A 20,531-nucleotide genomic window follows, 5' to 3' on the forward strand; every position below is an offset into this window, starting at 1 on the left:
CGCAGGCCGCCGGCCGGTTCCGCGGCCTCGCCCAGGTGAGGCGGCGGGAGGAGCGGAGGAGCCGCGACCGGATCCGGCGGCGGGACATGGACGACGCCTCGACGGGATAGGAGTGAGGACTGTGAGCCTCCCCGACATCGCCTCGCGCGAAGAGTGGCTGGCCGCCCGCAAGGAGCTGCTGGTCAAGGAGAAGGAGCTGACCCGGGCCCGCGACGCGCTCAACGCCGAACGCCGCCGCCTGCCCATGGTGAGGGTCGGCAAGGAGTACGAGTTCGAGGGCCCCGGTGGCAAGGCCACGCTGCTCGACCTGTTCGAGGGCCGCGAGCAGCTCATCGTCAGCCACATGATGTTCGACCCGGACTGGGAGCGGGCCTGCAGGAGCTGCTCGTCGGGGGCCGACGAGGTGTCCCGCGGACTGCTGCGGCACCTGAGCGAGCGCAAGACCACCTACGCGGCGGTCTCCCGCGCCCCGATCTCGAAGATCCAGCCGTTCAAGGAGCAGATGGGCTGGTCGTTCCCCTGGTACTCCTCCTACGGCAGCGACTTCAACTACGACTACCACGTCACGCTGGACTCGTCCGTGGCGCCGCTGGAGTACAACTACCGGTCTCCGGAGGAACACCGGGCCGCGGGCAGCGGCTACTACTTCGCCGGCGAGGAGCCGTTCGAGCTGCCGGGCATGAGCTGCTTCCTGCGCGACGGCGACACCGTTTACCACACCTACTCGATGTACGGGCGCGCCTTCGAGACGGTGGGCGGCTCGTACTACTTCCTCGACCTCACGGCGCTGGGCCGCCAGGAGGAGTGGGAGGAGCCCAAGGGCCGCTCGTCCGGGGGCCTCCAGGCCGGTGACCCCGAGCTGCGCTACCCCGACGAGTACGACGACCAGGAGGGGTGAGGCGATGGACGCCGCCGTGCTCTTCCTCACGGGCGCCGGTACCGGACTGCTGGCCGGTGGCGGCTCGTGCGCGGCGGTGCAGCTGGGCCTGCTGACCGGGGCGGTACGGGACGCGCCGCGTCCGGCCGCCCCGGTCGCGGTCTTCCTGGGCGCGAAACTGGTCACGCACACGGCGCTGGGCGCCCTGCTGGGGCTCGCGGGGTCCGCCGTGCAGCCCGGCCCGCACGTCCGGGCCGGGCTGATGCTGGCCGCGGCGGCCGTGCTGCTGGTCTTCGCGCTGGACATGTTCGGGTTCGCGCCCGCGCGCCGGCTGCTCCGGCGCGCCGGGGCGGCCGGCGACCAGGAGGCGGGTCGGTGCGCCGCGCCGCGCGCGCCCGTGCGGCGGATGCGCCGCCCCGCCGCACTGGGCGCGGCCACGCTCCTGCTGCCGTGCGGGGTCACCCTCTCCGCCGAGCTGCTGGCCGTCACGTCGCGCTCCGCGCTCGCCGGGGCCGCGGTGATGGCGGGCTTCGTCCTGGGCACCGCGCCCGTCTCCGGGCTCCTCGGCATCGGTCTCGGCCGCGGCATGAACGTGCTGCGCGGGCGGCTGACGGCCTTCGTGGGGGTCGCCCTGCTCGCGGTCTCCGGCTGGACGCTGCTGTCGGGGCTGCGGCTGGGCGGCTGGCTGCCCGGCGGCGGCGCGGCGGCGACGGACGGGACCGTGTCCCCGAACGTCACGACCGACGTCACGGGAACCCAGATCATCACCATCGGCGCCGCAGACCGCGGCTACCGTCCGGCGCTGGCCGCCGCGCGGCCGGGCGTGCGCACGGTCCTGGTCTTGCGCACGCACGGCAACCGCGGCTGCACGCGGGCGTTCACCATCCCGTCCAGGAACCTGGAGCGCCTGCTGCCGGTGACCGGCGAGACCCGGATCGACCTCGGGGTCCCCCGGCCGGGCCGGCTCCGCTTCACCTGCGCCGCCGGGCACTACCCCGGAGCCCTCACCTTCCGCTGATCTCCTCCGCCCCGTGCCGTCCTCGCCGTCACGGCAAGCCGACAAATAAAACTGTCTTGACAAGAAAAATCTTCGGTCTCATGATGGGTACATCGAAGCGAAGAGAAAGCGAGCGTGACGACGATGAAACTGACCGTGACCACCTTCGTGACCCTGGACGGCGTCATGCAGGGCCCCGGCGGCCCGACGGAGGACACCGACGGCGGCTTCGGCCTCGGCGGCTGGCTGGTCCCCTACTTCGACGAGGAGACGGGGGCGTTCATCACCGACATCTTCGACCGGGTGGGCGCGTTCCTGCTCGGGCGGCGCACCTACGAGATCTTCGCCTCGCACTGGCCGCACGTGACCGACCCGTCCGACCCGGTCGCCTCCAAGCTCAACTCCCTGCCCAAGTACGTGGCCTCGCGCACCCTCGACACTGTGGACTGGGCGGGCGCGGCGCTGATCGAAGGGGACGTCCCGGACGCCGTCCGGCGCCTCAAGGACGCCCCGGGCGAGGGGGAGCTCCAGGTGCACGGCAGCGCCGGCCTCATCCAGACGCTGCTCGCCGAGGACCTGGTGGACGAGTTCAACCTGCTCGTCTTCCCCGTCGTGCTGGGCACCGGCAAGCGCCTGTTCGGTGCGGGGACCGCCCCCGCCGCCCTGAGCCTGAGCTCCGCGCGGGCCACGGGCAGCGGTGTCGTCCTCCACACCTACCGGCGCGCCGGCGAGCTGAAGCAGGGCACCATCGAGTGACCCGAGGCGAGCGCGGCATCGCTTCGCGATCCGCCCCGCCCGGTGGCGCCCGCCTCCGGCGTCGCCCCACCGGGCGGGCGGCGCGCTCGCGCGGTGGCCGAGGCCGCGTCGAGACAGGTCTAGGATCCGTCTTGGCAGCGAGCGCCGCGGAAACGAGGGCGAGATGGGGCGTAGGGCCGCGGACCGGCCGGACACGGTCGATCTGATCATCGACCAGTGGCGCCGGGAGCGTCCCGACGTGGACACCTCCGGGCTGGCGGTCCTCGGCCGCCTGCACCGCGGCTTCCTGCGCTACTCGACGCTGATCGGCGAGGTCTTCGACCGGCACGGCATCAACATGGCCGCCTTCGACGTGCTGGCCACCCTGTTGCGCAGCGGCCCCCCGTACCGCAGGACGGCCGGGGAACTGGCCGGCATCTCCCTGCTCAGCACCGGCGGGGTGACGCTGCGCCTGGACCGGCTGGAGAAGGCCGGGCTGATCGTGCGCGAGCGCGACCCCGACGACCGGCGCGTGGTGTACGCACGCCTGACCGAGAAGGGCCTGGAACTCACCAACGCGGTGGTGACCGAGCACTTCGCGAACGAGCGCCGGATGCTGGCCGGGCTCTCGGAGACCGAACGGCACCGGCTGGCAAGGCTGCTGGGCCTGCTGGAACGTTCACTGGAGCAGGCCGAGGCCGAGTCCCGGGCGCGCGAGCCCGCGGGCGGCATCGACGCGGAACCGGCCTGACCCCGTCCTCCCCGCCTCAGGGCGAGGGCACCCCGCGCCCGGACGCCCGGGCGTACGGTCCTCCGGTCATCCGCGCGTCCGGGCGTCCGCTCATCCGGCGGCGTCGCCCGCCCAGGGCAGGGGGTCCTCGTCCAGTCCCCAGTAGAGGCTCTTCTGGCGCGTGTACGCCTGGATCCCGTCCCGCCCCTTCTCCCGGCCCAGCCCGCTCTCCTTGACTCCGCCGAACGGGGTGGAGACGCTGAACTGCTTGTAGGTGTTGATCCAGACCGTGCCGGCCTCGATCCGGCGCGCGACCCGCCACGCGCGGCGGTAGTCGGCGGTCCAGATGCCGCAGGCCAGGCCGTAGACGGTGGCGTTGGCCCGGGCGACCAGCTCGTCCTCGTCCTCGAACGGCAGCGCGACCAGCACCGGGCCGAAGATCTCCTCCTGGCAGATCGCGGCGTCGTCGGGCACCCCGTCCAGGATGGTGGGCAGGTAGTAGGCGCCCTTCTCGTACTCCTCGCCCTCGGGGGCCCTGCCGCCGCAGCGCAGCCGGGCGCCCGCCGACACGGCGGCGCCGACCATCGCCGCCACCCTGTCCCGGTGCGCGTGCGCGACCATCGGCGCGACCTGCGTGGCCGGGTCGGCGCCGGGACCGACGCGCAGCCTCCCGGCCCGGTCCACCAGTTCCTCCAGGACCTCGTCGTAGATCGAGGCGTGCACGAACACCCGGGACCCGGCGACGCAGCTCTGCCCGGACGAGGAGAAGATCCCGAAGAGCAGCCCGGCCACCGCCTGCGCGCGGTCGGCGTCGGGGAACACGATCGTCGGGGACTTGCCGCCCAGCTCCAGCGACACCGGCATGATCTTCTCCGCCGCGACGGCGCCGATCCGGCGTCCGGTGGCGGTGCCTCCGGTGAACGACACCTTGCCGACCCCGGGGTGGCGGACGATGGCGTCACCGGTGACCGGCCCGGGGCCCGGCAGCACCGACAGCAGACCCGGCGGCAGGCCCGCGTCGCAGACCAGCCGGCCCAGCGCCAGCGCCACCAGCGGGGTCCACTCGGCCGGTTTGAGGACCACCGCGTTCCCGGCCGCCAGCGCCGGCGCGATCTTCTGCGCGTCGCTGGCGATGGGCGAATTCCACGGGGTGATGGCGCCGACCACGCCGATCGGCTCGTGCACGCTCATCGTGAGGTACGGGCCGCGGGGCGGGGTGACGGCGCCCTCCATGGTCTCCAGCGCGGCGGCGAAGTAGCGGAAGGTGCCCTCGGCGCTGGCGACCAGGGCCCGGGTCTCGTTGATGGACTTGCCGGTGTCGGCGGTCTGGAGGGCGGCCAGGTCCCCGGCCCGCCCGGCGATGAGATCGGCGATGCGGACCAGGTGGCGGGCGCGCTCGTGCGGGCGCAGCCCGCGCCAGGCCGGATCCGCCGCCGCGGCGGCGCCCGCGCGGACCGCCTCGTCCACGTCGCCGGGGCCGGCGCCGCGCAGCCGGGCCAGCACCTCGCCGGTGAGGGGACTGCGGCTGGTCACCGCCTCCCCCGTGCCGCGCCGCCACCGGCCGCCCACCAGGATCTCATCGGCGATCTCATCGGTCACCGCACACCCACCTCCATGCCCAGCAGCAGAATAAGCCTTAGCGCTAAGGTTAATCGGGAGCCGCGGCCCACCGTCCATCCGGGGCCGCGATAGCCTGGCGGCCCCGAGCGCGGGAGGTCGCGATGCCGCACGAGTTCACGGAGATCACCTCGGAGACCGAGCTGCGGGAGCTGCTCGGGGAGCCCCTGCCGCGGGCGGTGACCAAGGAGCGCACGGCCCTGCACGACTGGGACCGCGAGTGGCTGGCCCGGTCACCGTTCTGCCTCATCGCGACCAGCGACGCCGAGGGCAACTGCGACGTCTCCCCCAAGGGCGATCCCCCCGGTTTCACCCAGGTCCTGGACGCGACCACGATCGCCGTCCCCGAGCGACCGGGCAACCGGCGCGCCGACGGGTACCGCAACGTGCTGGCCAACCCGCACGTGGGGCTGATCTACCTCGTCCCGGGGCGCGGCGAGACCCTGCGGATCAACGGCCGGGCCCGGCTCGTGCGCGACGCGCCCTTCTTCGACGCCATGATGGTCAAGGGCCACCGGCCGATCCTCGCCCTGGTGGTGGAGATCGAGCAGATCTTCTTCCACTGCGCCAAGGCGTTCATGCGCTCGGCCCTCTGGAAGCCCGAGAGCTGGGAGCCCGACGCGCTGCCCTCCCAGGCCCGCATGGTCAAGGAGATCCAGCGCGTCGAGGAGAGCCTGGAGGACCTGGAGCGCTACTACGGCGCGCAGTACGCCGAGCGGCTCTACAAGGGCTGAGGGCGGGGACGCCGTCCGGGCGGGCGCCCGCCGGCGCCCGCCCGGACGGGGCTCCTCAGCAGGCCGGGACGATCGGGTTGTCCGAGCCGGTGTAGATGTAGGCGTCGGCCACGAAGCCCGAGCCGACCTTGTTCCAGATGTCACTGGTCCCGTAGGTGCCCGTGACCGAGGTGCCGCGCCGGTAGCAGGTGATGCGGACGGTGCCGCCGTCGGGCACCGAGCCGATCGAGGCGTTGCTCGTGTACGGCCCCGAGCGGACGGCGAGTGAGGGCCCGGCCGTGTTGACCGTGGCCGCCTTGCCCGTGCAGGTGTTGCGGCTGGTGTAGTTCGCCGTCCCCCAGTAGAGGATCTGCGAGCCGTTGAAACTGATCTTGACCGCGGCGCCGTTGTAGCGCGCCTCGTAGTGCAGGTGCGGACCGGTGGACCCGCCGCTGGTGCCCAGCGTCCCGATCTGCTGCCCGGCGGCCACGCTCTGGCCGACCGAGACGATCTCCCCGGACAGGTGGGCGTACCGGGTCTTCCAGGTGCCGCCGTGATCGATCTCGATCCAGAGGCCGTAGCTGGTGCTGCCGGTGTTCTCCACCCGCGCCACGGTGCCGGAGGCCGCGGCGGTCACCGCGTCCCCGTCGTCGCCGGAGCGGTTGAAGTCCACCGCGTTCGCGGGGCTGTGGCCGGTCCGGGTCTGCCCGGACCAGACCTGCCCGCAGGGGAAGGGCATCTGGAAGGCCGGCGCGGCGGACGCCGGGACGGCCGGGAGCACGGCCAGCAGGGGCGCCGCGGCGGCGGCGAGGACCAGGGGGAGCTTCATCTTCTCTCCGTTCGGCGGGCGGGGGGCGAACCACGCGGAACTCGGGGCTCGCAACCAAAGTGATCGGAGAGGTGGACGGGGGCAATGCGGAATCTTTACGAAAGAACCCTTCGCGTTTCAGCCGCGCTGCACCACCCCCAGGTCACCACCCGCCGTGGAACCGCCGCCGTGGAACCGCCGCCGTGGAACCGCCACCGAGAACCGCCACCGAGATCCGCCGCCGGGGGACGGACCGCATGCGACGGCCCCCGCGTCCGGGGACGCGGGGGCCGTGGCAGATGTCCGGAACGGCCGGGTCAGCCGCTCTTGCGACGGAACTGGCGCTGGTGGTCGGCACGCCCGTGGGTGCCGCGGACCTTGGAGGAGTCCTTGCCGCCGCCCGCGTTCTTCTCCCGGGCCGCCCCGCGCTTGCGTTCCAGAGCCTCCCGGAACCTGCGCTTCACCTCGTCCTCGGTGCCCTCTCGATCTCCAGCCGAGTCGGCCATATGGACCTCCCGCTCTCCTTGGATACCCCTAGCCTCGCACGCCGGGAGAGTGGACGGCCGGGTGATCTCTGTGAGATTGCCCCAATGTCGGTTCATGATCATGTGAACTCTTCTACAGTCCTGGACGATGGAGACACCGACGCCCGAGTTCGACCCCACGCCCCTGGAGGCGCTCCGCCCCGCTCCGCTGCACACGGCGGAGACCGGCACCCCGCCGTCGGTGTTCTACGAGGCGCTGCGCGCCGAGTACGGCCCGGTCGCGCCGATCGACATGTTCGGGGTGCCGGCCTGGCTGGTCATGGGCTACTCCCAGGCACTGGAGATCCTGCGCGACTCGCGGAGCGTCTGGAGCAAGCGCCCGGAGTCCTGGCGGGCGCTGAACGAGGGCCGGGTCCCGGCCGACTGGCCGCTGCTGCACGTCTACTCGGTGCGCAACTCGCTGTTCAGCGACGGCGCCGACCTGGCCCGGCTGCGCGGCGCCTGGTCCGCCGGCCTGCGCCCCTTCCAGGACCGCGGCCGGCCGCAGGCCAAGGACCTGGAACGGGCCGTCACCCAGTACGCCGACGACCTCCTCACGCTGCTGTCCGAGGGCGGCCGGACCGGGCAGGCCGACCTGGTGGCGCAGTACGCCCGGCCGCTGCCCCTGATGATCGTGAACCGGCTGCTGGGCTTCGAGAACGCCGCCCAGGGCGAGGAGATGCTCAAGGACCTGTGGCGGATGCTGGAGGCCGGCCCGGAGGCGGCCGGCGCGGCGGCGCGGCTGTTCGAGGCGGTGACGCAGGTGTGCACCGCCCGGCTGGCCGACCCGCGCGACGACCTGCCCTCGCACATGCTGGCCGCGACGCCCGACATGACCGTGGACGAGCTGGTCCGTGAGCTGTTCACGGTGGTGGGACTGGTCGGCGACTACGTCGGCACCCTCATCGCCAGCACCGTGGCCGAGGTGATCAACGGGGACGAGGCCGTGCGCGACAGCCTGTCGGCCGGGATGGTGCAGGAGGTGGTGAACCGGGCGCTGATCGCCAACCCGCCGATGGCCCACCTCTCCTTCCGCTACCCGACGACCGACGTGCGGATGGGACGGTTCCTGATCGCGGCCGGCGACCCGGTGGTGGTCTCCCCCATGGCCGCGCACGCCGACCCGGCGTTCACCGGGGGCGGGTCGCCCGACGCCATCTACAGCACGCGCGCCCACCTCGCCTGGGGCGCCGGCGCGCACGCCTGCCTCGGCCGCGAGCTGGCCACCACGGTCACCATGATCGCGGTGAGCCGGCTGTTCGAACGCTTCTCCGCGCTGCGGCCGGCGGTCCCGTCGGAGTCGCTCGACTGGCAGGGCTCCCAGATGTCGCACGCGCTGAGCGCGCTCCCGGTCCACTACGAGCTGGCCGGCGAGCCGGTGCGGCAGCCGATCGGCCCGCCGCCCGAGCAGGTCGAGGGCGGGGAGGACGGCGGGGCGCCGGCCCGGTCGGCGGGGCTCTCCTTCGCCCGCAGGGTCCTGCGCGTGCTGCGGAGGGGCTGAGAGGCTGAGGGGCTGAGGGCGCCTACCAGGCGGGGCCCTTGTCCGTCTCCTCGCGGATACGGTCCCAGGCCGCCCGGACGTGCCGGTCTCCCGTGGCGGGCGCGCCGATCGCCATCCGCAGGAGGACCCGCCCGCCCACCTTGGTGTGGGTCAGGTACAGGTCCCCGGAGGCGTTCAGGCGCTCCATCAGCCGCAGCGTGGCCTCGTCGGCCTCGCCGTCGTCCAGCCCCTCCCACCGCGGGCGGAAGCACACCAGCCCGAACGGATGGTGGTCCAGCAGCTCGAAGCCGGGGTCCGCGCCGATCCAGGACGCCAGGTCCCGGGCGAGGCGCACCCCGGTACGGATGTGCTCGCGCAGCCCTTCCGCCCCGTACCAGCGGATCACCGACCACAGCTTCAGCGCCCGGAACCGCCGTCCCAGCGGGATCTGCCAGTCCCGGTAGTCGATGACCTCCCCCGAGGAGGTGGCCTGGTTGCGCAGGTACTCGGGGAGGATCGACAGCGCGCCGATCATCGGCGCGCGGTCGGCCGTCCACAGCAGCGAGCAGTCGAAGTTGGTGAGCAGCCACTTGTGCGGGTCGGTCGCGTAGGAGTCGGCGTGTCCGTCCAGCCCGTCGTTGATCCAGCGCATCTCCGGGCAGACCGCCGCCACGCCCGCGTACGCGGCGTCCACGTGCAGCCAGACGCCGTGCCGGCGGCACACCTCGCCGATGGCGGCGACCGGGTCCACCGCGGTCGTGGACGTCGTCCCGACCGTCGCGCACACCATCACCGGCAGCATCCCCGCCGCCCGGTCCTCGGACAGCAGCGCGTCCAGGTGCGCGGGGTCCATCGCGAGCGTCCGCGGGTCGACGTCGACCACCCGCACGCCGGCGGAACCGATCCCGGCGATCCGCGCCGCCTTCTCCAGGGACGAGTGCGTCTGCGAGCTGATGTAGAGGGTGTGGCGGCGGGTGATGCCCTCCCGCGCGGCCTCGCCTCCCCCGGCCCGGTGCAGCGCGGCCAGGATCGCCACCAGGCAGGCGCTGGACGCCGAGTCCTGGATCACGCCGTTCCCGCGGAAGCGTCCGGGCAGGTCGAGCAGCTCGGCGAGCCAGTCGGCGACCCGGGTCTCCAGCTCGGTGCAGGCCGGGCCGGTCGCCCAGAGCATCCCCTGGACGCCCAGCCCCGCCGACAGCAGGTCGCCCAGGATGGCCGGGCCGCTGGCGTTGGCCGGGAAGTAGGCGAAGAACCCGGGGTGCTGCCAGTGCGTCACCCCCGGCATGATCACCCGGTCGAGGTCGGCCAGGATCCCCTCGAACCCCTCGCCGCGTTCGGGCGGGTGCTCGGGCAGGCCCGCCAGCACCTCGCCCGGCCGTACCCGCGCCTGGACGGGGTACGACTCGATGCCCTGCTGGTAGTCGGCGATCCAGTCGATCACCTGCTTGCCGTACCGCCGGAACTCCTCGGGGGTCATGTGCCCGCTCACACCGTCACTCCTCGACTCGCCGGCGCCCGCCACCGGCGGGCGCCCCTCCCAAGCGCCGGTGGCGACGCGCGGCCCCGGGCGGGCTCAGGGGGCCCGGTGTCCTGACAGGCCGGTGTACCGGCGGCTTAGGGCCGCCGGCGTCCTGTCGACGTCCCCGGGGTCGGGCGTTCCGGCCCACCCAAGGTAGTCCAGGAGGGGAGCACGCCGGGAATGGGCCGCGGCCTCGGCGAACGCGACGGTGTCCGGGCCGCCGGCGGCGTACGGCAGCTCCACCGGCAGGCCCGAGCATCGTGTCGAAGCTCGCGGACTTGGCCTCCCACAGCGGCCAGAGGTCGGCGGGCCGCCGACCCTCGGCGACCATCCCGCTCCTCACGCCCGGGGCACGTCCGGGCGACTCCCGCTATGCGCTCACGTATTCTTCCCGATCGTCACGTGGGCGACCACCGGGTAGTGGTCGGAGGGGTACAGCCCGTCCCTCTGGTAGGCGTCGATCTCGGCCCACCGCGTCTCCACCGGGCCCCGCGACAGGATCCAGTCGATCCGGTCGCCGTCCGGCACCGGGGCCTTCCAGCCGCCGAAGGTGTTGTAGGCCGGTCCCCGGCGCCGCGCCGTCTCCCAGGTGTCGGTGAACGCGTCCGCCCCGGTGAGGATCCGGTACGGCTCGGTCTTCCCGGCCGCGGCGTTGAAGTCGCCGGTGAGGATCACCGGCGCCCCGGCCTCGAAGCCGCGGACCCGCTCCAGGATCAGCTCCGCGCTCTTCACCCGGGCGTTCTCCGACTGGTGGTCGAAATGGGTGTTGACGTGGTAGAGCACCGTGCCGTCCCGGCGGTCGCGGAACTTGGCCCAGGTGACCATCCGGGTGATCCGGTTGCCCCAGGTCGCTGAGCCGATGACCTGCGGGGTGCCGGACAGCCAGACGTGGTCGAAGTCGAGTACCTCGAACCGGTCCTTGCGGTAGAAGACGGCCGAGAACTCGTCCCGGGTGCCGCCCTGGCGGCCCATCCCGATCCAGTCGTGGCCGGGCAGCGCGCCGTCCAGGTCCCGCATCTGCTGCCAGAGCGCCTCCTGGACGCCCAGCAGGTCCGGCTGCTGGTCGCGCAGGACCCGCTTCATCAGGGGGAGCCGGGACGGCCAGTCCTTCGGCGGGGCGTCGGCGGCCAGCCGCACGTTGTAGGTCATCACCCGCAGCCGGGTGTCGCCCGCCGAGGCCGCCGGGGCGGCGATCAGGCTCGTCACCAGCACCGCCAGGGCGAGGAGGGCGAGGGGGAGCCGGCGGCGCGCGCCGGCCCGAACCGCGAGGGGCATGTCGTTCCCTTCTCAGGTCTTCGATGACCGCCCCACGGTCCCGGCCGTACATGGCGGCCGGGCGACCCGCGGCCGAACGGACCGGATCGGGTGAACGACACGATAGGGATCTTGGTCCCGTTTATCCCCCGCCGCTCGGGAACGACCTGGGACGGAAGGGGGAACAGATGCAGCAGGACCAGAACGACAAGCACGGCCCCAGGCTGGACGAGCAGCTGGAGCACGAGACCGAGGGCATGGTCCGCGGCGGCCACTCCACGCACGCCGAGGACTTCAAGACGCCCGAGCCCGAGACCAACGAGCCCGTCTGGGATCCGCTCACCGCGCCCGGCCCCCGGCGGGAGGGCTCGCCGCCCGGGATGACTCCCGGGGACGTCGAGGAACGCAGCGCGCTGGCCCGCTTCCTCACCGGAGTGCGGTACCCCGCCACGCCCGGGGAGATGATCGAGCACGTCTCCGGGGCGGACACGCCGGACACGGCGATCGCCGCGCTGGAGACCCTGCCCGACCGGCCGTACGAGAACCTCGCCGACGTGGCCGAGGAACTCGGTTACGGCCGCGAAGAGCACCGCTTCTAGGCTGCGTCCCGAAGTCGCCCGGCCATCGCGCGAGCGCGTTGGCCGCCCGGTCGGGCGATGCCGGAGGCGAGCGCCACCGGGCAGGTCGCGAAGCGAAGCCGCGCTCGCACAGGCCCGGTCAGGCGCGAGCCGCCAGGCGAACGCCGTGGGCCGGGGCGCGGAGGCAGGGGCGGTCCCGATCCGGGCCGCCCCGTTCGCGTCCCCCGTCACCCTCGGGGCTCGTGCGACGGCAGCGCGGCGGGCGCCCCGCACCAGCGGGTGAGCGCCTCCCGGATGGCCGCGGCCCTGACGTCGGGGGCGGTCTCGTCGGTGGCCCAGGCGATGTAGCCGTCGGGCCGGACCAGCGCCGTGGTACGGGTGGCGCCGCCCGCGAGCGCGCACCGCACCCGGTCGGGCCACCGCTTGGTCGCCAGGTAGGTCACGGCCGGGTCGTTGGCCGCGACCACCAGCACGAACCGCCCGTCGCGCAACGCCTCGTACAGCCGCCCCGGCCGCCCCGCCAGCCGGACGTCGGGCGCGCGCCGCCCGGCCAGCCGGTGCGCGCCGGGCGGCGCGGGATACGCCAGGTCGATACCGGAGACGGCCCCGGCCACGCGCCGCCGTACCGGCGGCACCCGCACCGCGGCCCGCGCGACCAGCCCCCGGGCGAGGCGCAGCGCGCGCGGCTCCAGCATGCCCGCCCGCAGCAGGGCGCCGCTGCGGCGCAGCACCGCCCGGCCGACCGGATGCCGCTCGTCGTGGTAGCTGTCCAGCAGGCCCGGCGGCGCCCATCCGGCCAGCTCCGCGGCGAGCTTCCAGCCGAGGTTCGCGGAGTCCTGCAGACCGACGTTCATGCCCTGCCCGCCCGCCGGGGAGTGCACGTGGGCGGCGTCGCCCGCGAGGAATATCCGCCCGGTGCGGTACGCCGGGACCTGCCGCTCGTCGCTGTGGAAGCGGGAGGTCCAGCGCGCGTCGTGCATGCCGAGGTCGGTGCCCAGGGCCCGGCGGGTGACCAGCCGGATCTCGTCCAGGTGGACCGGCTCGGTGGCGGCGGGCTGATGGTGCCGGTTCCAGGCGATCACCCGGTACCAGCCGTCCCCGAACGGCGCCACGAACGCCAGGGCGTCCCCGACCGCCCCCACCGTGACCGCGTCGCGGGGCGGCTCGCGCAGCCGCACGTCGGCCAGCATCACCGACCGCACCACCGACCGCCCGGGGAACGGCAGGTCCAGGAGGCCCCGGACGGTGCTGCGCACGCCGTCCGCGCCGACGAGGTAGGCGGCGCGCAGCGTCCGCTCGGCACCGCCGGCCTCCCTCACCCGCGCCTCGACACCGCCCTCGTCCTGGCTCAGCCCGACCAGCTCGGTGCCCGGGACGATCCGCGCCCCGGCCGCCAGGGCCCGCTCCCGCAGCACCCGTTCGGTCTCGTACTGGGGCGTGACCAGCACGTACGGGAACCGCCCCGGCAGGCACGACAGGTCCAGCACGACGGACCCGAACAGCCTCAGCGCGGACACCGGCCGCCCGGTGCGGACCAGGTCGTTCGCGATACCGCGGGCGTCGAGCAGTTCCAGGGTGCGGGCGTGCACCGCGAACGCCCTCGTGAGGTTCGGCTCCGTGGTACGGCGTTCCAGGATCGTGCAGGCGACGCCGGAGGCGGCGAGGTCCCCGGCGAGCAGCAGCCCCGTGGGGCCCGCTCCGATGATCAGCACCTCGCCGTCGGGCGCCTTCTCGCTCTGCCTCGTTGCCATGGTCGGCCCCTTCCCTCCGAACCGCGTTTCGCACCTGCCGCGACGCGCGGGCCGAGGCCGTTTCGCCCCGCGACGTCCACGCCGCGACGTTCGCGCCGCCGCGCCCCGTTCACGCCGCCGCGCCCCGTTCACGCCGCCGCGCCCCGTTCACGCCGCCGCGCCCCGTTCCGACGGGCCCCGTTCCGCCGGGCGGCCTGGGGTCAGCCCTGGATCCGCCGCTCCCACCCCGCCCACTCCCTCTGGCGGAGCTGGAACTTCTGGATCTTCCCGGTCGAGGTCTTCGGCAGCTCGGCCACGAACTCGATCTCGTCGGGCACCTTGAACCGGGCCAGCCGGGACCGCACGTGCCCGGCCAGCTCCTCCGCCTCCACCGCCCGGCCCTCGCGCACCACCACGAACGCCTTGGGCCGCTCCCCCCACCGCGCGTCCGGGACGGCGACGACCGCGACCTCCCGCACCGCCGGATGGGAGTCGAGCGCGCGTTCCACCTCGACGGTGGAGATGTTCTCGCCACCGGAGACGATGATGTCCTTGGCCCGGTCGCGCAGCTCCACGTAACCGTCCGGATGCCGCACGCCCAGGTCGCCGGAATGGAACCAGCCACCGCGGAAGGCGTGCGCGGTGGCCTCGGAGTCCTCGTGGTAGCCCGCCATGACGTTGTTCCCGCGCATCACGATCTCCCCCAGCGTCTCCCCGTCGGCGGGCACGTCCCGCATCGCCTCGTCCACCACCCGCAGCCCGTCGGTCTGCAGCATGCCCACGCCCTGCCGGGCCAGCAGCCGCGCCCGCGCCCCGGCCTCCAGGGCCGGCCAGCCGGGCTGCGGCTCGCAGACCGAGTAGGGCCCGTAGGTCTCGGTCAGCCCGTACACGTGGACGAGCACCGCCCCCAGCTCCTCCATCCGTCCGATGATCGCCGGGCTGGGCGGCGCCGCGGCCGTCGTGACGACCAGCGGCCGGGGCAGGGGATGCGCCTGGGGCGCGTCGGCGATCGTCCGCAGTACCGTCGGGGCGCCGTTGAGGTGGGTGACGCCCTCGCCGTCGATCAGCTCCCAGATCCGCCCGGCCTCGACCGAGCGCAGGCACACCTGCGTACCGCCGATCGCGGCCAGCGCCCAGCCCGTGCACCAGCCGTTGCAGTGGAACATCGGCAGCGTCCACAGGTAGACGCTGCCGGGGTCGTGCCGCGAGTGGACGATCTCACCGAGCGCGTTGAGGTACGCGCCCCGGTGGGTGTAGATCACGCCTTTGGGACGGCCGGTGGTGCCGGAGGTGTAGTTGATCGAGATGGCCGCGTTCTCGTCGGGCACCTCCCAGGGCAGCGGGCCGCCCGTGCCGCGGCCGAGCAGTTCCTCGTAGGAGATGCCGCCCACCCGCGGGTCGGGGGCGTCACCGGACGCCGGGTCGGTCACGGTCACGATGTGCCGGACGGTGGCGAGGTCGGCGGCCACCGGCGCCACGGCCGGGTGCAGCCCGGCGTCCACGACCAGCACCCGGGCACCCGAGTGATCGCAGATGTAGCGGATCTCCGCGGGCGCCAGCCGCGTGTTGATCGCGACGAGGACGGCCCCGGCGAGCGGCACGGCGAAGTGGGCCATCAGCATCTCGGGCACGTTCGGCACCAGGTAGGCGACCCGGTCTCCCCGCCCCACGCCCAGCGAACGCAGCGCGTGCGCGAGCCGGGTGACCTGCGCGGCGAACTCGGCATAGGTGATCCGCCGGTCCCCGTAGACGATCGCGTCCTTTCCGGGGAACACCGCCGCCGACCGTTCGAGGAAGGACAACGGGGTCAGGGGAGTGAAGGCCGGGCCGACGTCCATGACGAACCTCCGATGCCTCGTGACCGGCGCGCGGATACCGCGCTCTCAGCCTTCCCCGCGCACCGGCGACCGCAACGCCATGCCGGGCAGGGGCGCCGAGCGTGACCGGGCCCCGGGGACTTCGTGGTGCCGGCGCGCCTCGTCGACGCGGCCGGGCGGGCGCCGGAGGTGGCGCCCGCCCGCCTCGCCTCAGCGGCTACGGCTGCGGAGGGTCAGGCCCAGGTTCTGGAACTGCTCGACGGGATGGTGGTAACCCCGCTCGATGTGGTGGACGCCGCGCAACGTCGACGGCCCCTCGGCCACGGCGGCGGCCAGGACGGCGGAGAACCCGGCGCGGATGTCCGGCATGGTCACGTCACCGCCGCGCAGCTTCGAGACGCCGCGTACCACGGCCGAGTGCAGGGCGCTGGTGTCGTGGTACCGGCAGGCGGGGCCACCGAGACAGGTGTCGTACACCTCGATCTCCGCGCCCATGCTCTGCAGCGCCGGAACGTACGCCAGGCGGTTCTCGTAGACGGTCTCGTGCAGGACCGACATGCCGTCCGCCTGGGTGAACAGGACCATCAGCGGGGTCTGCCAGTCGGTGGCGAACCCGGGATGGGTGTCGGTCTGCACGGCGGCGGGCCGCAGCCCCTCGGGCGCCGACGCCATGATCCAGTCATCGGTGATCTCGAACTGGGCGCCCATCCTGGCCAGCGTGGTGATGGCCGTGACGAGGCGGTCCTGGGGGCAGCCGTGCACGCGGACCTCGCCGCGGGTGACCAGCCCGGCCACCAGGTAGGAGAACGCCTCGATCCGGTCGCCGGCGAGGGTCGTCTCGGCCCCGCCCAGGCGCTCGACGCCCTCGACGACGATCCTGCGGTCGGGGCTGAAGGAGATGCCCGCCCCCATCCGCTGCAGGAAGAGGGCCAGCTCGATGATCTCCGGCTCGGTGGCCGCGCCGCGGATGACCGTCTTGCCCTCGGCGAGCACGGCGGCCAGCAGCACGGTCTCGGTGGCGCCGACGCTGGGGTAGGGAAGGTCGACACGCGTGCCGCGGAGCCTGGAGGCGCGGGCGTGGATACCGTCGGCGGCGATCTCCACCTCGGCACCGAAGGCGCGCAGCGCGTCGACGTGGAAGTCGATGGGGCGGCGGCCGATGGGGTCTCCGCCGACCAGCGGGACGAACGCCTCGCCGGCCCGGTGCAGCAGCGGCCCGAGCATGAGGATGGGGATGCGGTTCAGGCCGGTGAACGCCTTGGGCACGTTCGGGTCCGCCACCGGTCCAGGGCTGATCTGGAGCTGGTCGCCGGACCGTTCGACCTCCATCCCCAGGTGTTCGAGCATGGCGGCGGTGATCCCCACCTCGCCCACGTCGGGCGCGTTGCGGATCGTGCTCGGCGCGTCGCCGAGCATGGCGGCCACCATGTGCTTGCTGACGGCGTTCTTGGCACCGCGAACGGTGACATCACCGCGCAGCGGTCCGGACGGCTCGATCTCCCATACCTGTTCGGTCACCCGAGCAGCCTACGGCGGCCCGCCGGGGCCACCAAGTCAAGCCGTCCGTGTCCCGCAGTTCGGAAACCCGTCACCCATCCAAGCCGTAACCCCGAGACGGCCCCGAGACGGCCCCGACACGCACCGAAGAAAAAGGGGCCGGAAAACGAAGAAGGCCCCGCCACGAATGGCGGGGCCTCCCCCAATATGAGTCCGGCGGCGTCCTACTCTCCCACACAGTCTCCCATGCAGTACCATCGGCGCTGAAGGGCTTAACTACCGGGTTCGGGATGGGACCGGGTGTTTCCCCTTCGCCATAACCACCGAACGAACCACGCACACCCCCCACAAACCAGGGGCGGCAAACTCGTCCAGGCCGTCAGGCCAATTCACTTATCAAAAACAGGATTCCCGTTTGCTTTCCGGGAACCGCACAGGGACGCGAACACTCACGCTGTAATGTGTGTCAAGCCACTCGGCCTATTAGTACCGGTCAACTCCACACCTTACGATGCTTCCATCTCCGGCCTATCAACCCAGTCGTCTACTGGGAGCCTTACCCCACCAAGGTGGGAGGGAGAACTCATCTCGAGGAAGGCTTCCCGCTTAGATGCTTTCAGCGGTTATCCCGACCGAACGTAGCCAACCAGCCGTGCCCCTGGCGGGACAACTGGCACACCAGAGGTCCGTCCGTCCCGGTCCTCTCGTACTAGGGACAGACCCTCTCAATTCTCCTACGCGCGCAGCGGATAGGGACCGAACTGTCTCGCGACGTTCTAAACCCAGCTCGCGTGCCGCTTTAATGGGCGAACAGCCCAACCCTTGGGACCTACTCCAGCCCCAGGATGCGACGAGCCGACATCGAGGTGCCAAACCATCCCGTCGATATGGACTCTTGGGGAAGATCAGCCTGTTATCCCCGGGGTACCTTTTAGCCGTTGAGCGACACCGCTTCCACACGCCGGTGCCGGATCACTAGGCCCTGCTTTCGCACCTGCTCGACATGTCTGTCTCACAGTCAAGCTCCCTTGTGCCCTTGCACTCACCACCTGATTGCCAACCAGGCTGAGGGAACCTTTGGGCGCCTCCGTTACCCTTTAGGAGGCAACCGCCCCAGTTAAACTACCCACCAGGCACTGTCCCCCACCCGGATCCACGGGTGCGGGTTAGACGCTCAAAACGACCAGAGTGGTATTTCACCAACGACTCCACCGACACTGGCGTGCCGGCTTCACAGTCTCCCACCTATCCTACACAAGACGCTCCAAACGCCAATGCCAAGCTATAGTGAAGGTCCCGGGGTCTTTCCGTCCTGCTGCGCGAAACGAGCATCTTTACTCGTACTGCAATTTCACCGGGCCTGTGGTTGAGACAGCGGGGAAGTCGTTACGCCATTCGTGCAGGTCGGAACTTACCCGACAAGGAATTTCGCTACCTTAGGATGGTTATAGTTACCACCGCCGTTTACCGGCGCTTAGATTCTCAGCTTCGACCCCGAAGGATCTAACCGGTCCTCTTAACGTTCCGGCACCGGGCAGGCGTCAGTCCGTATACAGCGTCTTACGACTTCGCACGGACCTGTGTTTTTAGTAAACAGTCGCTTCCCCCTGGCCTCTGCGACCACACCCAGCTCCCACCGCAAGGGCGTTCACCAGACATGGTCCCCCTTCTCCCAAAGTTACGGGGGCAATTTGCCGAGTTCCTTAACCACAGTTCACCCGATCGCCTTGGTATTCTCTACCTGACCACCTGAGTCGGTTTAGGGTACGGGCCGCCGGTACACTCACTAGAGGCTTTTCTCGGCAGCATGGGATCACTCACTTCACCTAAAACGGCTCGGCATCACATCTCACCCTTACAAGTGCCACGGATTTACCTATGACACGGGCTACATGCTTACCCCAGGACAACCATCGCCTGGGCTGAGCTACCCTCCTGCGTCACCCCATCGCTCACCTACTACCCCCTCGGGCCCCATGCTCCCCAGACCAAGACCCCCGAAGGGATCAAGGACGGATCGGATGGTTAGCATCAGAGGATTCAGCGTTGGCGCATACCAGCGGGTACGGGAATATCAACCCGTTGTCCATCGACTACGCCTGTCGGCCTCGCCTTAGGTCCCGACTTACCCTGGGCGGATTAGCCTGCCCCAGGAACCCTTGGTCATCCGGCGGAAGAGTTTCTCACTCTTCATTCGCTACTCATGCCTGCATTCTCACTCCCACAGCCTCCACCACTCGATCACTCGGCGGCTTCACCGGCTGCAGGACGCTCCCCTACCCATCCCAGCACAAAGACTGAAATGCCACGGCTTCGGCGGTGTGCTTGAGCCCCGCTACATTGTCGGCGCGGAATCACTTGACCAGTGAGCTATTACGCACTCTTTCAAGGATGGCTGCTTCTAAGCCAACCTCCTGGTTGTCACGGCAACTCCACATCCTTTACCACTTAGCACACGCTTAGGGGCCTTAACCGATGATCTGGGCTGTTTCCCTCTCGACTACGAAGCTTATCCCCCGCAGTCTCACTGCCACGCTCTCACTTACCGGCATTCGGAGTTTGGCTGACGTCAGTAACCTTGTCGGGCCCATCGGCCATCCAGTAGCTCTACCTCCGGCAAGAAACACGCAACGCTGCACCTAAATGCATTTCGGGGAGAACCAGCTATCACGGAGTTTGATTGGCCTTTCACCCCTAACCACAGGTCATCCCCCAGGTTTTCAACCCTGGTGGGTTCGGGCCTCCACACCGTCTTACCGGCGCTTCACCCTGCCCATGGCTAGATCACCCCGCTTCGGGTCTACAGCATGCGACTCAAACGCCCTATTTCAGACTCGCTTTCGCTACGGCTACCCGCCACCGGTTAACCTCGCCACACACCATAACTCGCAGGCTCATTCTTCAAAAGGCACGCCATCACGAACCAGGAAACAAGTCCCCGGAGGACGCTCTGACGGCTTGTAGGCACACGGTTTCAGGTACTCTTTCACGACCCCTCACCGGGGCACTTTTCACCATTCCCTCACGGTACTGATCCGCTATCGGTCACCAGGAAGTATTCAGCCTTACCACGTGGTCGTGGCAGATTCACACGGGATTTCACGGGCCCCGTGCTACTCGGGAAAACATCCAAGAGGCACCACGATTTCGTCTACCGGACTCTCACCGTCTACGGTCGGCCTTCCCATGCCATTCGACTACCGCGATACTTTGTAACTCTCCGCCAGGCTGGTAGACCCGACAAGATGCTCCCACAACCCCGCACACGCAACCCCTACCAGGTATCACACGCGCACGGTTTAGGCTCCTCCGCTTTCGCTCACCACTACTCACGGAATCACTATTGTTTTCTCTTCCTGCGGGTACTGAGATGTTTCACTTCCCCGCGTTCCCACCAACCGCCCTATACATTCAGACGGCGGCGACACCCCATGACGGGTGCCAGGTTTCCCCATTCGGAAATCCCCGGATCAAAGTCTGGTTGCCGACTCCCCGAGGCATATCGCAGGCTCCCACGTCCTTCATCGGCTCCTGATGCCAAGGCATCCACCGTGTGCCCTTAAAAACTTGAACACACAAAACGATCATACAAATCGCAACAGAGACAAAACCCCGAACCCGAAGATCCGAAGTCTCGTCAGAGATGCTCGCGTCC

Annotated in this window: 15 protein-coding genes and 2 rRNA genes; 7 read left to right on the forward strand and 10 right to left on the reverse strand. The window is 70.9% G+C overall.

Going from position 1 to position 20,531, the window contains the following annotated elements; genetic code table 11:
• Window positions 1-121 precede the first annotated feature (121 nt).
• The 4 genes from IW256_RS22160 to IW256_RS22175 all read left to right on the forward strand — a co-directional run bounded on the left by IW256_RS22160 (window position 122) and on the right by IW256_RS22175 (window position 3,360).
• Entirely contained in the window at window positions 122-898 is a 777-nt protein-coding gene (locus IW256_RS22160; protein WP_197012804.1) for a DUF899 domain-containing protein, read from the forward strand.
• Between the two features lie 4 nt (window positions 899-902).
• On the forward strand, window positions 903-1,895 hold the full coding sequence (locus IW256_RS22165; RefSeq protein WP_197012805.1) for an urease accessory protein UreH domain-containing protein: 993 nt from the start codon (window positions 903-905) through the stop codon (window positions 1,893-1,895).
• A gap of 123 nt (window positions 1,896-2,018) precedes the next feature.
• Window positions 2,019-2,630 (forward strand): dihydrofolate reductase family protein, encoded by a 612-nt coding sequence (locus tag IW256_RS22170; RefSeq protein WP_197012806.1) that lies wholly within the window; start codon window positions 2,019-2,021, stop codon window positions 2,628-2,630.
• Window positions 2,631-2,793: 163 nt separating this feature from the next.
• A complete protein-coding gene (locus IW256_RS22175; protein ID WP_197012807.1) occupies window positions 2,794-3,360 on the forward strand; it encodes a MarR family winged helix-turn-helix transcriptional regulator in 567 nt (188 codons plus the stop codon).
• Window positions 3,361-3,450: 90 nt separating this feature from the next.
• Here IW256_RS22175 and IW256_RS22180 read toward each other — a convergent pair whose 3' ends face one another.
• Window positions 3,451-4,938 carry an aldehyde dehydrogenase gene (locus IW256_RS22180; RefSeq protein ID WP_307828998.1) on the reverse strand — a complete coding sequence of 496 codons (1,488 nt, stop codon included), beginning with the start codon at window positions 4,936-4,938 and terminating at the stop codon, window positions 3,451-3,453.
• 122 nt (window positions 4,939-5,060) lie between these two features.
• Between IW256_RS22180 and IW256_RS22185 the strand changes: the two genes are divergently transcribed.
• The gene (locus IW256_RS22185; protein WP_197012809.1) at window positions 5,061-5,690 is read left to right on the forward strand and encodes a pyridoxamine 5'-phosphate oxidase family protein; all 630 of its coding nucleotides are present in this window, start codon (window positions 5,061-5,063) and stop codon (window positions 5,688-5,690) included.
• Between the two features lie 55 nt (window positions 5,691-5,745).
• Here the strand turns inward: IW256_RS22185 and IW256_RS22190 are convergent, their stop codons facing one another.
• Both IW256_RS22190 and IW256_RS22195 read right to left on the reverse strand, forming a co-directional pair.
• On the reverse strand, window positions 5,746-6,498 hold the full coding sequence (locus IW256_RS22190; RefSeq protein ID WP_231403884.1) for a M23 family metallopeptidase: 753 nt from the start codon (window positions 6,496-6,498) through the stop codon (window positions 5,746-5,748).
• Window positions 6,499-6,794: 296 nt separating this feature from the next.
• A complete protein-coding gene (locus tag IW256_RS22195) occupies window positions 6,795-6,983 on the reverse strand; it encodes a DUF5302 domain-containing protein (protein WP_197012810.1) in 189 nt (62 codons plus the stop codon).
• A gap of 127 nt (window positions 6,984-7,110) precedes the next feature.
• On the opposite strand from IW256_RS22195, the gene IW256_RS22200 reads away from it, so the two are divergent.
• Window positions 7,111-8,502, forward strand: coding sequence for a cytochrome P450 family protein (locus tag IW256_RS22200; protein WP_197012811.1), 1,392 nt, complete (start codon window positions 7,111-7,113; stop codon window positions 8,500-8,502).
• Between the two features lie 22 nt (window positions 8,503-8,524).
• Here IW256_RS22200 and IW256_RS22205 read toward each other — a convergent pair whose 3' ends face one another.
• Window positions 8,525-9,970, reverse strand: coding sequence for a pyridoxal phosphate-dependent decarboxylase family protein (locus IW256_RS22205; RefSeq protein ID WP_307828999.1), 1,446 nt, complete (start codon window positions 9,968-9,970; stop codon window positions 8,525-8,527).
• A gap of 408 nt (window positions 9,971-10,378) precedes the next feature.
• Complete coding sequence (locus IW256_RS22210) at window positions 10,379-11,275, reverse strand: endonuclease/exonuclease/phosphatase family protein (protein WP_197012812.1); 897 nt, start codon at window positions 11,273-11,275, stop codon at window positions 10,379-10,381.
• A 167-nt stretch (window positions 11,276-11,442) separates the two neighbouring features.
• Here IW256_RS22210 and IW256_RS22215 point away from each other — a divergent pair, with 167 nt between their 5' ends.
• Window positions 11,443-11,853 (forward strand): DUF2795 domain-containing protein, encoded by a 411-nt coding sequence (locus IW256_RS22215; RefSeq protein WP_197012813.1) that lies wholly within the window; start codon window positions 11,443-11,445, stop codon window positions 11,851-11,853.
• A 206-nt stretch (window positions 11,854-12,059) separates the two neighbouring features.
• On the opposite strand, the gene IW256_RS22220 is transcribed toward IW256_RS22215, so the two are convergent.
• The 5 genes from IW256_RS22220 to IW256_RS22240 all read right to left on the reverse strand — a co-directional run bounded on the left by IW256_RS22220 (window position 12,060) and on the right by IW256_RS22240 (window position 20,449).
• Window positions 12,060-13,583, reverse strand: coding sequence for an FAD-dependent monooxygenase (locus IW256_RS22220; RefSeq protein WP_197012814.1), 1,524 nt, complete (start codon window positions 13,581-13,583; stop codon window positions 12,060-12,062).
• 200 nt (window positions 13,584-13,783) lie between these two features.
• Window positions 13,784-15,400 (reverse strand): long-chain-fatty-acid--CoA ligase, encoded by a 1,617-nt coding sequence (locus IW256_RS22225; RefSeq protein ID WP_197012815.1) that lies wholly within the window; start codon window positions 15,398-15,400, stop codon window positions 13,784-13,786.
• 189 nt (window positions 15,401-15,589) lie between these two features.
• Complete coding sequence (gene murA, locus IW256_RS22230) at window positions 15,590-16,897, reverse strand: UDP-N-acetylglucosamine 1-carboxyvinyltransferase (RefSeq protein WP_197012816.1); 1,308 nt, start codon at window positions 16,895-16,897, stop codon at window positions 15,590-15,592.
• 190 nt (window positions 16,898-17,087) lie between these two features.
• Window positions 17,088-17,204 (reverse strand): 5S ribosomal RNA (rrf, locus tag IW256_RS22235).
• Between the two features lie 134 nt (window positions 17,205-17,338).
• A 23S ribosomal RNA gene (locus tag IW256_RS22240) occupies window positions 17,339-20,449 on the reverse strand.
• Window positions 20,450-20,531: the final 82 nt, after the last annotated feature.

The sequence above is a fragment of the Actinomadura viridis genome (genome assembly GCF_015751755.1).
GTDB lineage: Bacteria > Actinomycetota > Actinomycetes > Streptosporangiales > Streptosporangiaceae > Spirillospora > Spirillospora viridis.

Bases quoted from the DNA above. Each gene is read 5' to 3' on its own strand.
- IW256_RS22165 (WP_197012805.1), top strand. From the start codon at position 903: ATGGACGCCGCCGTGCTCTTCCTCACGGGCGCCGGTACCGGACTGCTG.
- IW256_RS22170 (WP_197012806.1), top strand. From the start codon at position 2,019: ATGAAACTGACCGTGACCACCTTCGTGACCCTGGACGGCGTCATGCAG.
- IW256_RS22175 (WP_197012807.1), top strand. From the start codon at position 2,794: ATGGGGCGTAGGGCCGCGGACCGGCCGGACACGGTCGATCTGATCATC.
- IW256_RS22185 (WP_197012809.1), top strand. From the start codon at position 5,061: ATGCCGCACGAGTTCACGGAGATCACCTCGGAGACCGAGCTGCGGGAG.
- IW256_RS22190 (WP_231403884.1), bottom strand. From the start codon at position 6,498: ATGAAGCTCCCCCTGGTCCTCGCCGCCGCCGCGGCGCCCCTGCTGGCC.
- IW256_RS22195 (WP_197012810.1), bottom strand. From the start codon at position 6,983: ATGGCCGACTCGGCTGGAGATCGAGAGGGCACCGAGGACGAGGTGAAG.
- IW256_RS22200 (WP_197012811.1), top strand. From the start codon at position 7,111: ATGGAGACACCGACGCCCGAGTTCGACCCCACGCCCCTGGAGGCGCTC.
- IW256_RS22210 (WP_197012812.1), bottom strand. From the start codon at position 11,275: ATGCCCCTCGCGGTTCGGGCCGGCGCGCGCCGCCGGCTCCCCCTCGCC.
- IW256_RS22215 (WP_197012813.1), top strand. From the start codon at position 11,443: ATGCAGCAGGACCAGAACGACAAGCACGGCCCCAGGCTGGACGAGCAG.
- IW256_RS22220 (WP_197012814.1), bottom strand. From the start codon at position 13,583: ATGGCAACGAGGCAGAGCGAGAAGGCGCCCGACGGCGAGGTGCTGATC.
- IW256_RS22225 (WP_197012815.1), bottom strand. From the start codon at position 15,400: ATGGACGTCGGCCCGGCCTTCACTCCCCTGACCCCGTTGTCCTTCCTC.